Origin of the sequence: Pandoraea fibrosis (assembly GCF_000807775.2) — a bacterium.
Lineage (GTDB): Bacteria > Pseudomonadota > Gammaproteobacteria > Burkholderiales > Burkholderiaceae > Pandoraea > Pandoraea fibrosis.
In genome coordinates this window covers 1061363-1074928 of sequence record NZ_CP047385.1, presented here as the reverse complement: position 1 = coordinate 1074928, position 13566 = coordinate 1061363, and the positions used below count along the sequence as shown (strand labels likewise).

The window sequence follows — 13566 nt, the reverse complement described above, 5'->3', positions numbered from 1 at the left end:
AGGTCGCGCCATCCGCTCAATAAGTTGCCGTGACGCTGAAGTTCAGTCGCGGCTTGTAGCGCTCCGTGCGCGGCCCGTTGGTCAGCGGATACGCGGCATCGACGCGGCCCGTCACGTGCGAGGTCAGCCGCAGCGACGAGCCCACGCCGACCGACGCCAGCGAGTACCGCGACGTCTGCTCGGGCAACGCGTCGCGCAGCCCCAGTCGCGCGCCATCGAAGAACGCGTAGGCGCGCCAGTTCGAGACGACCGGTCCCAGCAGCGGGATCGGTGGCGTGCGCCATTCGATGGAACCCACCACGCCGTAGTCGCCCGTCGCCTCGGCCGAGAGGTAGCCGCGCACCGAGTTCATGCCGCCACCTGCCAGTTGTTCGTTCGAGATCAGGGGCGAATCGGTCATCTGCGTGGCCACGCGCGCCGAAAGTTGCCAGCCGCCGCTGAACGTGTAAGTCCCGTTCGCATCGGCGCGCAGCACCATGAAGCTCGGCGAGGCCTTGTAGCGCTTCGCATCGAACTGGGCAGGACTGCTGCCATAACCAAGGAAACTCGACATGCCCGAGACGATCGACGTATTCAGCCCGGCGCTCAGGTCTTCGTCCTGATAGAAGCCGCTGTAACCGAGCGTGATCGGTGCGTACTTGAGCGGCACCACATCGCCGGCGGTGCCGAAGCGCGTGGTTTCCGTGTTGTCCTTGAAGTCCACGCCCACACTGAAGGCGTGGTACCAGGCACCGGTATCCGGCAGCGTGTACGTCGTCTTCAGGCCGATCGCGTGGCCCTTGCCGAGCACCGTGGTACCGCCGGTGGTGGCGACGTTGCTGTCCGATTGATAGCCATTGAGTTCGAGGGTCCACGGCGAAGCGCCCAACGGCGCCACATACGATCCCGACCAGACCTTGCTCTGGCTGAAGTCTTGCGGCGCGCCGAAGAAGCTCATCGACACGCGATGGCCGAGTTGCCACAGGTTGTCGTAGCCCACCGAGGCGAGCATGCGCAGCGGCTTCGTATCGGCGCTGCGGTCGTTGTTCAGGCTGAGGCTGGCCCGCCACGGGTTGGTGTCCTCGACCTTGAGATCGACGTCCATCGTGCCGGGCACGGCGCCTTGCTTGACGAGCGGCACTACCTGTTGCTCGCCGGTACGGTTCAGGGCCGTGAGTTCCGCCTGGGCGGCGTTGAAGTCCGGCACCTTGCCCTCGGCCAGCGACGGCACGCGATCGCGCACCTCGCGCGGCGAGTGGTATTCCGAGCCGACCACACGCAGACGTCCCAGCTTGGTCTCGCTCACCTTCAGATACACGATGCCGCCGGTGACCTGTTGCTCCGGCAGATCCACGTACACCGACTGGTAGCCCTTGGCCTGATAGGCCGCGAGCAAGGCATCGCGTGCCGCTTCGATGTCGGCGAGCGTGCGGTTCGGCCCGAGATACGGTGTGACCGCCTTTTCGATTGTGCGCACGTCGAGCACGGTATTGCCGCGCACAACGTACTCGTTGATATTGACTGGCTTCTGCGCTTCGGCAGACTTTTCCTTCGCTGGCGCCAATTCTGCTGCGCCTGCCTGCGGCTTGACCGCAGGCGCGTTGTCCGACCGAGCGGCGTTGGCTTCCTGAGCCATCGCAACGCCATGAACGGTTCCCCCCAACGTGACTGCGCACACTGCCGCCCAGCGCAGCCACGGCCGGTTCGATTTCATCAAACGCATATAGAAGACTCTGCTTTGTTAGGTCGACGCGGCTCTGCCCGATGCAGTGCCCCCGGTGGCCTGGCGCTTATCAGCGATTTCCTGTGCTTACCCAAACACCGCTGGAATCGCCCGGCCGCACGCAATCCGTGTCGACATTCCTCACGAATACGGATACCTAGACGTCCGGGAACGCGGCCGACTAACGTTTGTCACGAGAAATTCATCTTTCTCGAAAAACGGCAGGACTGACGTATGCTTGTTGGGTCGGAGTCCTGATGGACGGCCTGACATTTTTGACGGGGAGACATGCCATGAAGGCAGAGAACACTTGGGGATTTCGTGCACCCGCGATGGTGTCAGGTGCATCGATAGCAAGCGTCCTTGCATTGACGCTCGGCGCAATTGGGCACGTGAGCGCCGCCGACGAGGCTTCGCGCACGCGAGCCGGCTGTGTCGATGTGGAAGTGAATGGACAGCGCTCGCCGTCGTATGACTGTCTGACGAATCAGTTACAGCCGGCGTCGAGCCCGCTCGCGGGCGGACGGGCGCCCGGCCTGGAATCGGAAGACATCGCCAACAAGCCGAGCAATCAGATCGGCGGCCAGTTCAACTGGAGCGCGACGTCTCAGCGCATGGGAAACGCGTTCGGGAATTCGGCGACGCCGCAACGGCCTGCCACCCCGCCGCCGGCACCGATCATCCCCGGGCGGTGATCCCCGTCGCTACGCACGACCTCGCCCTTTGCGGGGCGCAGGCGCGCGCTCGGCGTCGGCACGTTCGCGGATCACATCGATCAACGCGCGCAGGGCGGCGGGAACGTGGCGGCGGCCCGGATAGTAGAGTGCCAATCCGTCGAGCGGCGGTGTCCACGCTTCGAGCACTCTCACGAGAGTGCCGGCCGCCAGATCGTCGCGCACGTTCCACTCCGTCAGGTAGGCCAGACCGACACCCGCACGGGCGGCCCGGAGCATCAGACTCGCATCGTCGAGCGTGATCGAGCCCCTGCCATCGACGCGCAACATCTCGCCGTGCCGCTCGAACTCCCATTGGTAGATGGCGCCGCTCGGCATGCGGCTTCGAATGCATTGGTGTTCGCGCAGATCCGCCGGTGTGCGCGGCGGCGGATGACGGGCGAAGTACGCCGGGCTGCCGACCACCGCGAACCGCTGCCGGTCGCCGAACGGCACCGCGATCATGTCCTGCGGCACGATTTCCATGAGACGAATGCCTGCGTCGAAGCCGTCGACAACGATATCGATCAGACGCCCCTCCGTTACGAGGTCGAGCTTCACGTCGGGATAGCGTGCGGAGAATTCGAAGAGCAACGGCATCACCTGATGAGCTGCGCCCACCGACGTATTGATGCGCAGCGTGCCGGACGGGGTATCGCGAAAAGTACCGGCGTCGTCTAGCGCTGTCTGGATGGTCGACAGCGCTGGCGCGATGCTGGCCACGAACTGCGTGCCCGCCTCGGAGAGCGAGACGCTGCGGGTCGTTCGGTTGAAGAGTCGCACGCCGATACGGGCTTCAAGCGCTGCCACCTGATGACTGAGTGCCGACGTCGATACCCCCAACTCGGTCGCTGCCGCACGGAAACTCCGATGACGCGCAACCGCCATGACCGCTTCCAGTTCCGCAAGGCCTGACGTTCTCATTATCCTGAATTCCTCAACAAGTCATCCACGATTGTACGGCTAGTCAGCGCAATATCGCTGGTCTATCTTGAGTCATCGACCCAGTTTTCTCAGGACAGATCATGAAGATCATCGACAAGATTTATATCGACGGCGCTTTCGTCACCCCGCACGGCGACGAACGCTTCGATCTTTTCAACCCAGCCACCGAACAGGTCATCGGTCAGGTCCGACTGGCGGACGCCGACGATGCGCGCGCCGCCATCGCCGCCGCCAAGCGCGCCTTTCCTGCCTTTTCACGCACGAGCAAGCATGAGCGCGTGGCAATGCTCAAACGTCTGCATGGCGCCGTTCTCGCACGCGAAGATGCGCTGTGCGACGCCATCGTCGAAGAATATGGCGCACCGATCGAGCGTGCTCGCTGGATGGCCCTGCACGCCAGCGATGTGCTGTTGCAAGCCGCGAATACGCTGGAAGACTATGCGCTCGTGCGCCATATCGGTACCGCAGAAGTCGTCATGCAACCGTTGGGCGTTGCGGGTCTGATCACGCCGTGGAACAGCAACGCCGGGTTTATCTGCGGCAAGCTGGCTGCGGCGCTTGCTGCGGGCTGCACGGCAGTCGTGAAGCCGAGCGAAATGAGCGCCATCCAGACGCGCGTCGTGACCGAGGCGCTGCACGACGCTCAGCTTCCGCCTGGCGTATTCAACATCGTGACGGGACGCGGCGACACCGTTGGCGCCGAGATCAGTTCGCATCCGGACGTTGCGAAACTCTCGTTCACCGGCTCGACGGCGGTCGGCCGCTCGATTCTTCGCACCGCTGCGGAAACGTTCAAGCGCGTGACGCTGGAGTTGGGCGGCAAGTCGCCGATGGTGATCCTCGACGACGCGAACTTCGAAGACGCCATCCCCCTCGCGCTTCAGGCCGGGTTCATGAACAGCGGGCAGGCTTGCATCGCCGGCACCCGTATTCTTGTGCCGCAGGCGCGGTTGCGCGAGTTCGAGGAAGGCATGGTTGCCGCCGTGGCGGGAATTCATGCGGGCGATCCGCGTGACCCCGCAACCCACATCGGGCCGATGGTGAGCCAGAAGCAATGGGAGCGGGTGCAGCGTTATATCGGTATCGGCATCGACGAGGGCGCGCGTCTGCTGGCGGGCGGTCCCGGGCGTCCGGACGGTATCGATGCAGGCTGGTTTGTGCGCCCGACGCTGTTCAGCGGTGTGCGCAACGATATGACGATTGCTCGCGAAGAAATCTTCGGCCCCGTGTTGTCGATCATTGCCTATCGCGACGAATCGGAAGCCGTCTCGATTGCCAATGACACGCCCTACGGGCTTCAGGCTTACGTCTGCTCCCCGGATCTCGAGCGCGCGGGCGCCGTGGCGTCGCAGATCGTGGCGGGGCGCGTGCTCGTCAACACGCTCGCCCACGAACCGGCCGCGCCATTCGGCGGGTTCAAACAGTCCGGTATTGGCCGCGAGTACGGCACCTTCGGGTTGGAAGCCTTCATGGAACCGAAGTCGGTATTGGGCGTCGTTTGAGTCGCCAGGTCGGTGACACTTTTCCCGGGTGAGTCTGTGCCGTTTGATTCGACGGGGCGCACTCAACCGAATGTCACCGACCCCTTTGCCGTGTTACGCCCCGATGCCGTACTGCCGGATCAAACCGCGCACCCGCTCCTTGTCCGTCTCGGGGATTCGATCCAGCCCGATGTATTCCCAGAACTCTTCGGCCGCCGCCATCCCCTCCTCGCCATCGGCAAGCAGACAGGCCAGCGCATCCGCACGATGGCTCGCGGGCAGCACGTCGATGGACAGGATCAACGCGTCCATGACACGCTGCCGCCGGCTCCCCTTGAAGTAGTACGCCGAGATGTCGTTGACGAACTGTGACCACGCGTCGGACTGACTACCGGCCTTGGCAGCGGCGGCCCATTGGCCCAACAGCGCCATGTTCTGCTTCAGCGGCTCCCGGAAAAACGCGAAGTCCACCGCCGGACCAGGATCCTGCTCCGGGTCGGTGACGTCCAGCAAATTCCTGAGCGACACCACCGGCAAGGGACTTGCGGACTCGACAGGACGAATTCGCTGCGCGGTGGCTGCGAATGGCGACTCGAGCCTGCCAGCCGTTCTGAGTTTTACTGTCTGAATATCCGCGACGAAACTCTCGTGCCGATGAGGTTGTTGCTGATGCGTCAAGGGGAAGCTCGTCGGGGCAGTGCCCGGCGTTGCGATGCCTATGGGATTCATCGTCGGTCTCCTTCGGTGGTGGGAGATGGCATCCTGCCAGCGCGCCGACGCCGTGTTTTATGATACCGGCGGCTGGCTTGCACTTTCGATGAATCCCCGACGCGCACGGCGAGGTGCAATACGAGAGGTGACGCCCACTTGGGAAGTTGACAGCGTCGTTGCGACTCACCCATCCAAGCGGTTTTGAGGCCACTGACCGGCCTGAAGCGCGCCGAAAGCGGCGAAATGCGTCGCTAACTGGCCAGCTCCGCTAATTGACGGCGCAACGAAGCGACCCTGTGCGCGGGCGTCGTCCGGGGTCACGCCAAAGCTCGCGGTAAATGCCTTGCGAAATTTGCCCACGTCGGAGAAGCCTGAGTCGGTGGCGATTTTCGCCGTCGTCCAGGTGGCCTTGCTCGGATCGATGAGAGCCCGGTAGCTGGCATTAAGGCGTCGGCTGCGGATCACGCTGACGATGCCGCCATCCTCCGCAAACGCACGATACAAGTGGGCGCGCGAGATGCGAAAGCGCCGCGCCAGAAGCTCCGGCCCGAGTTCCGGGTGCGCGAGGTGGTTTTCAATGTACGTCAGCAGGCGTTCACGCAACGCCCGGCCGAGCACGGACTTCGGTTCGGCTTGCGCGGGCGGCGCGCTGGTCAGCCCCGCGGTCAGCAAGGTCACGAGAGCGTCTTGCACGGCAATGTCTTCGCTGGCGGACAAGTCGGCAGACACGGCATGCAGACCGCGCAGATAATCCACCAGCAAACGGGTAATCGGCAGCCCTGGCTTGAGCACGAATCCGTGCAGATCGCGGCTGCCCAGCGACGTCTCGATACCCGCTCGCGGCACGGTCGTCGCCAGTCGCACACCGGCATCGACGTCGCACTCATAGGTTCGCGCGAGATCGATGACGCAGATGCTGCCTGGCGCTGCCACGACATCCCGGCCGGCGAAGTTGCCGTGAATCGAACCCGCGACCAGCACATGAATGAGATAGTGGTCGAGTCCGCCCTGCGCAATGGTGCGTTTGTTTCGCACATACCGCTGGGCGTTGAACGTCGTCGAGCCCAGCGTTAATCCGGCTACATTGCGAATCAGCATGGTCCCCTCGAGAGGGGGAGCGTCCGCGCGCTCGGAACGCAGCGTCTCGCAGAACGGCCGTGTGACTTCGCGCCAGTAGTCGTCACGTAGCGACGGCTCGATCGAGTCGGTCGAAATGCGGATGTCCGTGTGCGCCATGATCCCCCCCTTCTTCGTGCCCCGAGCTACCGGACAGGTCAATTCGTATTGACAGGGAGCTTACCAAATTCACATCGATTCCGAAGGATAACCAACGATATCTCGCTCGACTCTGCGTTGCGCGAGGGCTGGACTGTCGGGCCTTTGCAACGCCTTGCGCCGAGTGCAGCGCAGGCGCCCGAAGTTCCTGACAGCGATTCGACGGGCGAGACGGTACACGAGCGCGATGAACGAAAGGAGGGGGTGGCCGAACGTCGCGTTCTCCCATACCCCCCCTTACCCCCCAAGGGGCGTTATCGCACCAGGAACCCTGCGCCGACCGGGTCCTTGCGATCGATGATCCAGCGCGCGGTACCCAGAACACTGGCCGTGCCCTTGACCGTCGGACGCACGGCACGCGTGCCGTTCAAATCCACCTCACCCAACAGGCAACCTTCGAACGTACCGCTGCCCAGCAGGCCCTCGGTCAGGATGGGCTGATTCATCTTCAGTTGTCCGCGTGCTTCGAACATCGCCATCATCGCGCTGGTGCCGGTGCCCCCCGGCGAGCGATCCAGTTGTCCGGCGCTGAACACGTGAACATTCTTGTAGAACGCGCCTTCAATCGTCGGCGAATGCCAGAAAGTCACGTAGTTCAGGTTATTCACGTGCGCTTGCGTCGGATGCTGGATGCGCATCTTCGCGTTGATCTGATCGCGTACCAACAGACCGAGGCGCGACAGTTCGCTGCCGTTCTCCGGCGAGATGCGCAGATTGCAGCCGCTCAGATCGACAATCCCGAAGTAGTTACCGCCCCAGACGATGTCGGCCTTCAGATCGCCATAGCCGGGCAGATGTACCGGAACGTCCTGCGCCGCGACATACGCCGGCACATTCTCGAAACGCGTCCACAGCACTTCATCGCCTTCGGTCGCCACTTCCGCGACCACAAGACCGGCCGTCGTTTCGAAGCGAATGCGCGTAATGCCGTTCGGACCACGCGGTACGAAGCCGTGCGCCACCATCGCCATGGCGACCGCAATCGTGCCGTGGCCGCACATATGCGAGTACTCGGTGCCGTCGATATAGATCAGACCGGCATCGAACTCCTGACTCGACGGCGGCGTGAGGAACACACCGAACATATCGCGGTGGCCGCGCGGCTCACGCATGAGCGCCATGCGCAGCCAGTCGTAGTTGGCTTCGAGGAAAGCCCGCTTTTCCAGGATCGTGGACCCGGCCGGATACGGAATGCCGCTGTGGATGATGCAAAGCGGTTCACCTTCGGTATGGGTGTAGATGACGTCGAACGCGTCTTGCTTGCGCATAACAATTGCTCCAGAAGAGTCAGTTGAGGATTAGCTGCGGTCGGACAACATGTCGAGACCGATGGTGAGATCCAGGATCACGATCGCCACAACGGCTACCAGAATCGTCGCACCGGACACCGCGGCGATCGTCGGGTCGATCGTGTACTGCACGTAGTTGAACAACTTGACCGGAATAGTGTTGAGATCCGCCGTCGTGTTGAATATCGAAAGCTCGACGTTGATCCACGACGAAATGAACGCAAAGATCGAGCCGGTCACGATGCCCGGCCGGATGCGCGGCAGGATGACAAGGAAGAACGTCGTCCACGGATTTGCCCCCAGATCGCTCGAGGCTTCTTCCAGCGCGCGTTGCTCCGGCGTCATCATCGAGAGCACCGAGCGCAGCACGAATGGCGCCACGATGATGGTGTGGCCGATCAGAAGCGACAGGAAGCTGCGTGTCAGACCGAAGTACCCACCGAACTGCAGCAGCGCGGCGCCGAGCACAATGTGCGGCAGGGTCAGCGGCGCCATCAGAATCGCCGTCAGCGTGCCCTTGCCACGAAACTCGTATCGCGCCAGCACCAGCGACGCGGGCACCGTCAGCAGGAGCGACAACACCGTCGCCGTGAACGCCAGCGTCGTGCTCGTCGAGAAGGCCGCCAGATAACTCTGGTCGTGCAGCATCTGCTGGTACCAGCGCAACGTGATGCCCTGCGGCGGAAACGCCAGGAACTCGGTGCGGGTCAGCGAACTGCCGAGAATCACGATGAGCGGCAACATCAGGTAGGCGAGCACAGCCCATGCCACCAGACGAACGGAAAATCGCGCAATCATCGGACACCTCCCCGCACCGCGCCGATCCGTCCCGCCAACGCCACCATCGCCAGGGTGAACACGAGCAACACGATGCTGAGTGCGCCGCCGTAATGGACGTCGAACGTCGAGCTGTATTGTTGGAAGATCAGCATCGAGAGCACCGTGACGCGTCCGCCGGAGAGCAATGCCGGCGTGACATAGGCAGAGACCGCAAGCGTAAAGACCATGATCGCGCCCGCCACGATGCCGGGCATCGTCAATGGCAACGTCACATGAAAGAACGTCTCGTAAGGCTTGGCGCCGAGATCGGCGGAGGCCTGTTCAAGCGATGTGTCCACGCGGGCCAGCGAGTTGCCCACCGCCAGCACGACGAACGGCAGCAACACGTACACCATGCCGATGAGGATGCCGGTCTCCGTGCCGAGGAAACGAAGCGGGCGTTCGATCTGTCCGGTCGCCAGCAGCGCCTCATTGATTAGCCCATTGCGGCCAAGCAATACCATCCAGCCAAACGATCGGACGATATTGCTCGTGAGCATGGGCACGACAAGCAGAATCACGCAGGCCCGACGCCACGCCTGCCAACGCACGATGCGCACGAGATACCAGGCAAGCGGGTAGCCGAGCAGCACGCAGAACACCGTCGTGAGGCAAGCGATACGAAACGTGACGAGCGTGACGTCCCAGTGATAGTGATCGGCGAGCACCCGCGCATAGTTGACGAACGTCAGCACCGACAGCCCGGAGGCATTGACGGAAGTGAGGCTCGCGACCAGCACCACGACCAGCGGTGCGAGGAAGAACGCGGCGAAGAACAGCAAAGGCACGCCAATCATCCACACGGGCGCCAGTCGCAGCCTGTGCGTTCCCTCGTCGTGCGCGGGAAGCGACAATGCCGGGTTCATGCCGCATCCCCGATCAGATGCACGTTCGCAGGGTCGAAGCCCAGATGCACGTCGGCACCGGGGCGCAGCGTTGCCGCGATGCCGCTGGTCGTGCGGGCGACGACGCGATGTGCGCCAATGTCGGCGTAGAGCAGCGCGTGACTCCCAATATCGACGATGTCGGCCAGCACACCTCGCATGCGGCACGCCGACGCATCGGGTGAGCGATTGGCAGCCACGGCGAGCACATGCAATTGCTCCGGACGCAGCACCGCAACGCCGCGCGTCGGCGTATTCGACGGCACAGGCCATTGCGCGGGCGATGCCATGTCGAGGCGCAGCGCACCGTCGCGCACGTCGAACGCAATCATGTTGGCGTCGCCGATGAATTCCGTGACGAAGCGCGTCGCAGGGCAGCGATAGATGTCGATCCCCGTGCCCACCTGTTCGATGCTTCCGGCGTTCATCACCACGATCCGGTCCGCCATCGTCATCGCCTCTTCCTGATCGTGCGTCACGAACACGAAGGCAATGCCAAGCCGCTCCTGCAAATGCTTGAGTTCCAGTTGCATGCGCTTGCGCAGCTTCATGTCGAGCGCGGAGAGCGGTTCGTCGAGCAGCAGCAGCTTCGGACGATTGACGATTGCGCGGGCCAGCGCCACGCGCTGCTGTTGCCCGCCGGAAAGCTCCCGTGGATAGCGCTCGCCGAAGTTCTCCAGCCCGACCATGGCCAATGCGTCACGTGCGCGCTTCGCCGCCTCGTTGCGCGCGACACCCTGCCGGCGCGGGCCATAGGCAACGTTCTCAAGCACGCGCATGTGAGGAAACAGCGCGTACTGCTGGAATACCGTGTTGAGCGGGCGACGATACGGCGGCAATTGCGTGACGTCCTCGCCGTCGATGGCGATGCGACCGCTGTCGGGCGTCTGGAAACCGGCGATGGCGCGCAGGAGCGTCGTCTTGCCACAGCCACTCGGGCCGAGCAGTGCGATGAACTCGCCCTGCCGGACATCGAGGCTGATGCGGTCAAGCGCCTGATAACTGCCGAAGCGCTTGGATACCGCGTCGAGAGAGAGCAATGCTGTCATGGTGCGACCTTCCTTACTTCTTTGCAGACACCTGACGGTTCCAGGCCGACGTGATCTCGGCGCGACGCGCGTTGATCATGCTCCAGTCGAACAGCTTCAGGCTGTCGACCGATCCATTTGCGCCCCACGGCAACTTGCGCGCGACATCCGGCGACACCTTCACGCCGGCAACGGCCGGGCCAAGATACAGTTTCGAGGCCAGGCACGACGACGCTTCGGGAGTGAGCGCCGTATTGATGAACTTCTCGGCGGCCCCCTTGTTGCGCGATCCCTTGACCAGATGCAGACGAGCGTCCGTCGCCCAGACGCCCTCCTTCGGCACGACGAATCCGATGGGCACGCCCTTGTCGATCAGATCCCATGCGCCAACGTTGAAGTGCGCGCCGATGACGGCTTCGCCGCTCTGGAAAGCATTGGTAGCCGCGCCCGAACTGTCGTAGAACAGCGAGGCGTCGAGCGAAGCCAGCTTGCTGTACACCGGGCCGAGATTGGCCGGATCGACACCCCAGACATGGGCGAGAAACACCACGAACGGAACGCCTGCGGAATTCGACGGCGACGGCACCGTCACAGCGCCCGCATACTCCGGCTTCCAGAGGTCTTTCCAACTGGTGGGCGGCGTCTTGACCGACTTCGTGCTGTATGTCAGGCCCAGCGAGTAGTAGCCGGAACTCACCGCATAGGTGGTGTTGCCGTTGCGATAGACGCCCTTCGCATTGACGTTCTTCAGATTGGGAATGCCCGTGGCATCGAGGTTGTCGAGAACCCCCGCATCGAAAGCCAGTTCGCTGATGCCGCCGTCGAGCCAGGCGACGTCGATGGTCGGCGAATTCTTTTGCTGTTGCAGCTTCGCGAGCGTTGTGGTGGACGTGCCGATTTCAGGCGTGACAGCAATGCCAGTGGCCTTGGTGAAGGGCTCGGCGACGCAGGCTTTGAAGGCGTCGCCCCAGTTGCCGCCGTACATGGCGACCGTAATGCGCGAAGACTGCGCAGCCGCCTGGAAAGCAGACATAGACGCGGTTGTCGCAATCGCCATCGCGATTACCGACTTCCGTAAGGTGTTGCGGCTGCAGAAGTTCATGTCATCCCCCGAAGGAAGGTGTGGCCAGTCATTCCGAGTCTTGCAAGCATTACGAGCATCTTGTGCGTTCCGCAGGCGTCGCGCTCAGGTCCATCTGGCGTGCGACACAGCGGATATCGCTGAGTTGCATCGTAGCGAGCAAGGGTTGTCGCCAGCTTGCAAGCATCGGTCAAAAACTTGTATAACCGCGACATGCAAAGCCGTCATATCTACGGCAAGACGACTGGACAGGAAACGTCGAAAAAAAAGAAGCGCGCGTCGGGGGCGCCCCATCTGCTGGTGCCGGACGTATCGCCGATTGGCGGCGCCAGCCACGACACGGCGCATGACGCCATCGAGCCGATCGCCAAGGCCAAGTTGTCCATCGGGCTCGTCTTGCTACACCAGTTCACGCTGGCCGCGTTCGCGGGCCTCGTCGATGTTCTGCGCCTGGCCGCCGATCACGGTGGACGCAGCCGTCAGATCGACGTGCATTGGCGCGTCATGAGCATGGACGGATTGCCGCGTCAGTCGAGCGCGGGGGTGGAGGTGAATGTCGATGGCGCACTGTCGGAAGACCCCTCGTGCTTTGATTACATTGCCATGTGCGGCGGGAACGACTACCCGAATACTTTTCTTCCGCCACAGTTACGCGATTGGCTTCAGCTTGCCAGCGCGAAGCATGTGCGCATGCTGGGCATCTGCACCGGCACGTTCACGCTTGCACAGGCGGGACTGGTAGGGTCACGCACCGTCTGCGTGCATTGGAACGTGCTGGATGCCTTTCGGTCGCGCTTCGCACAGACGAAGGCGGTGGTCGATCATCTGTTCGTCGACGAAGGGGATCTGATCACGTGCGCCGGATCGACGGCGGCCATCGATCTGGGCTTGTATCTCGTGACCCGGCACTGCGGTCAGGCGAAAGCGCAGCAAGTCGTGCGGCACATGATGCTGCAAGGTATCCGTCCGGCGAAGCTGCCGCAGGCGCATTTTTATGCGGATCTCTCCCACATTACCGACATTCGCGTGCGGCAGGCTGCCCACTTCATCGAGCAGCGCATCGACAATCCGCCAACGCTCGACGCCATCGCCCGGTATGTGAACGTCGGACGACGGCAACTGGAACGGGCCTTCCACGAGGCGCTTGCCGTTTCGCCGATGTCATTTCTTCGCAGCATGCGACTGGATTACGGGCGGTGGCAGTTGCGTCACGATACGCGCAGCATCACCGATATCGCGCTGGAATGCGGATTCTCCGATGGCGCACATTTCTCGCGGGACTTCCGTGCGCGCTACGGCGTGTCACCACGGGAGTTTCGGCGACAGGCGAAAACCGAGGGGGCGGGGGCAAACGCTGGCAGTCCGGCCACCGCGCGGCAACGACAGCGAGCCTATGTCGAACACACTGAGCCACTGAGCGCGTAAGCGCTAAGCGTGACCATCTCCCCACCAGGCGTGCGCCCGGAACCATCCATTGACCGAATCATGCGATGGCTGATTCCGGGATGCATGCGTTAGCGCGTAGCGCACAAGATGCTCGCCCTCAATCACTTTCGAACTAGCTCACCGTGACGAGCCGATTGTGTACCGACCGAGCCGGGAGCTCTCCGACTAGCCAGAGCAAGTGTTGTCAGCCCT

12 protein-coding genes are annotated in these 13566 nt (G+C 62.9%); 3 read left to right on the top strand and 9 right to left on the bottom strand.

Annotated elements, in window-relative coordinates; genetic code table 11:
* Nucleotides 1–16: 16 nt before the first annotated feature.
* Complete coding sequence (locus tag PI93_RS04770) at nucleotides 17–1702, bottom strand: ShlB/FhaC/HecB family hemolysin secretion/activation protein (protein ID WP_039366895.1); 1686 nt, start codon at nucleotides 1700–1702, stop codon at nucleotides 17–19.
* Between the two features lie 392 nt (nucleotides 1703–2094).
* Here PI93_RS04770 and PI93_RS04765 point away from each other — a divergent pair, with 392 nt between their 5' ends.
* Nucleotides 2095–2397, top strand: coding sequence for a hypothetical protein (locus tag PI93_RS04765; protein WP_201278428.1), 303 nt, complete (start codon nucleotides 2095–2097; stop codon nucleotides 2395–2397).
* 9 nt (nucleotides 2398–2406) lie between these two features.
* Here the strand turns inward: PI93_RS04765 and PI93_RS04760 are convergent, their stop codons facing one another.
* Nucleotides 2407–3339: a LysR family transcriptional regulator gene (locus tag PI93_RS04760; protein WP_039366893.1), complete on the bottom strand. Its 933-nt coding sequence runs from the start codon at nucleotides 3337–3339 to the stop codon at nucleotides 2407–2409.
* Nucleotides 3340–3440: 101 nt separating this feature from the next.
* Between PI93_RS04760 and PI93_RS04755 the strand changes: the two genes are divergently transcribed.
* The gene (locus tag PI93_RS04755) at nucleotides 3441–4862 is read left to right on the top strand and encodes an aldehyde dehydrogenase family protein (protein ID WP_039366890.1); all 1422 of its coding nucleotides are present in this window, start codon (nucleotides 3441–3443) and stop codon (nucleotides 4860–4862) included.
* Nucleotides 4863–4955: 93 nt separating this feature from the next.
* Here PI93_RS04755 and PI93_RS04750 read toward each other — a convergent pair whose 3' ends face one another.
* The 7 genes from PI93_RS04750 to PI93_RS04720 form a co-directional block, all read right to left on the bottom strand.
* A complete protein-coding gene (locus PI93_RS04750; protein ID WP_144400161.1) occupies nucleotides 4956–5519 on the bottom strand; it encodes a hypothetical protein in 564 nt (187 codons plus the stop codon).
* Nucleotides 5520–5735: 216 nt separating this feature from the next.
* Nucleotides 5736–6788 carry a helix-turn-helix domain-containing protein gene (locus PI93_RS04745; protein ID WP_052240450.1) on the bottom strand — a complete coding sequence of 351 codons (1053 nt, stop codon included), beginning with the start codon at nucleotides 6786–6788 and terminating at the stop codon, nucleotides 5736–5738.
* A 293-nt stretch (nucleotides 6789–7081) separates the two neighbouring features.
* Nucleotides 7082–8095 carry a proline racemase family protein gene (locus PI93_RS04740; protein ID WP_039366886.1) on the bottom strand — a complete coding sequence of 338 codons (1014 nt, stop codon included), beginning with the start codon at nucleotides 8093–8095 and terminating at the stop codon, nucleotides 7082–7084.
* Between the two features lie 30 nt (nucleotides 8096–8125).
* Nucleotides 8126–8914, bottom strand: coding sequence for an ABC transporter permease (locus PI93_RS04735; protein ID WP_039366884.1), 789 nt, complete (start codon nucleotides 8912–8914; stop codon nucleotides 8126–8128).
* Nucleotides 8911–9801 carry an ABC transporter permease gene (locus PI93_RS04730; RefSeq protein ID WP_052240449.1) on the bottom strand — a complete coding sequence of 297 codons (891 nt, stop codon included), beginning with the start codon at nucleotides 9799–9801 and terminating at the stop codon, nucleotides 8911–8913. The genes PI93_RS04735 and PI93_RS04730 overlap by 4 nt, the downstream gene beginning before the upstream one ends.
* A complete protein-coding gene (locus tag PI93_RS04725) occupies nucleotides 9798–10868 on the bottom strand; it encodes an ABC transporter ATP-binding protein (protein WP_039366881.1) in 1071 nt (356 codons plus the stop codon). Before PI93_RS04725 ends, PI93_RS04730 begins: the two co-directional genes overlap by 4 nt.
* Nucleotides 10869–10881: 13 nt before the next feature.
* Nucleotides 10882–11880, bottom strand: coding sequence for an ABC transporter substrate-binding protein (locus PI93_RS04720; RefSeq protein ID WP_224786322.1), 999 nt, complete (start codon nucleotides 11878–11880; stop codon nucleotides 10882–10884).
* 261 nt (nucleotides 11881–12141) lie between these two features.
* On the opposite strand from PI93_RS04720, the gene PI93_RS04715 reads away from it, so the two are divergent.
* Nucleotides 12142–13353, top strand: a complete 1212-nt coding sequence (locus tag PI93_RS04715; RefSeq protein ID WP_080759052.1) for a GlxA family transcriptional regulator — start codon at nucleotides 12142–12144, stop codon at nucleotides 13351–13353.
* Nucleotides 13354–13566: the final 213 nt, after the last annotated feature.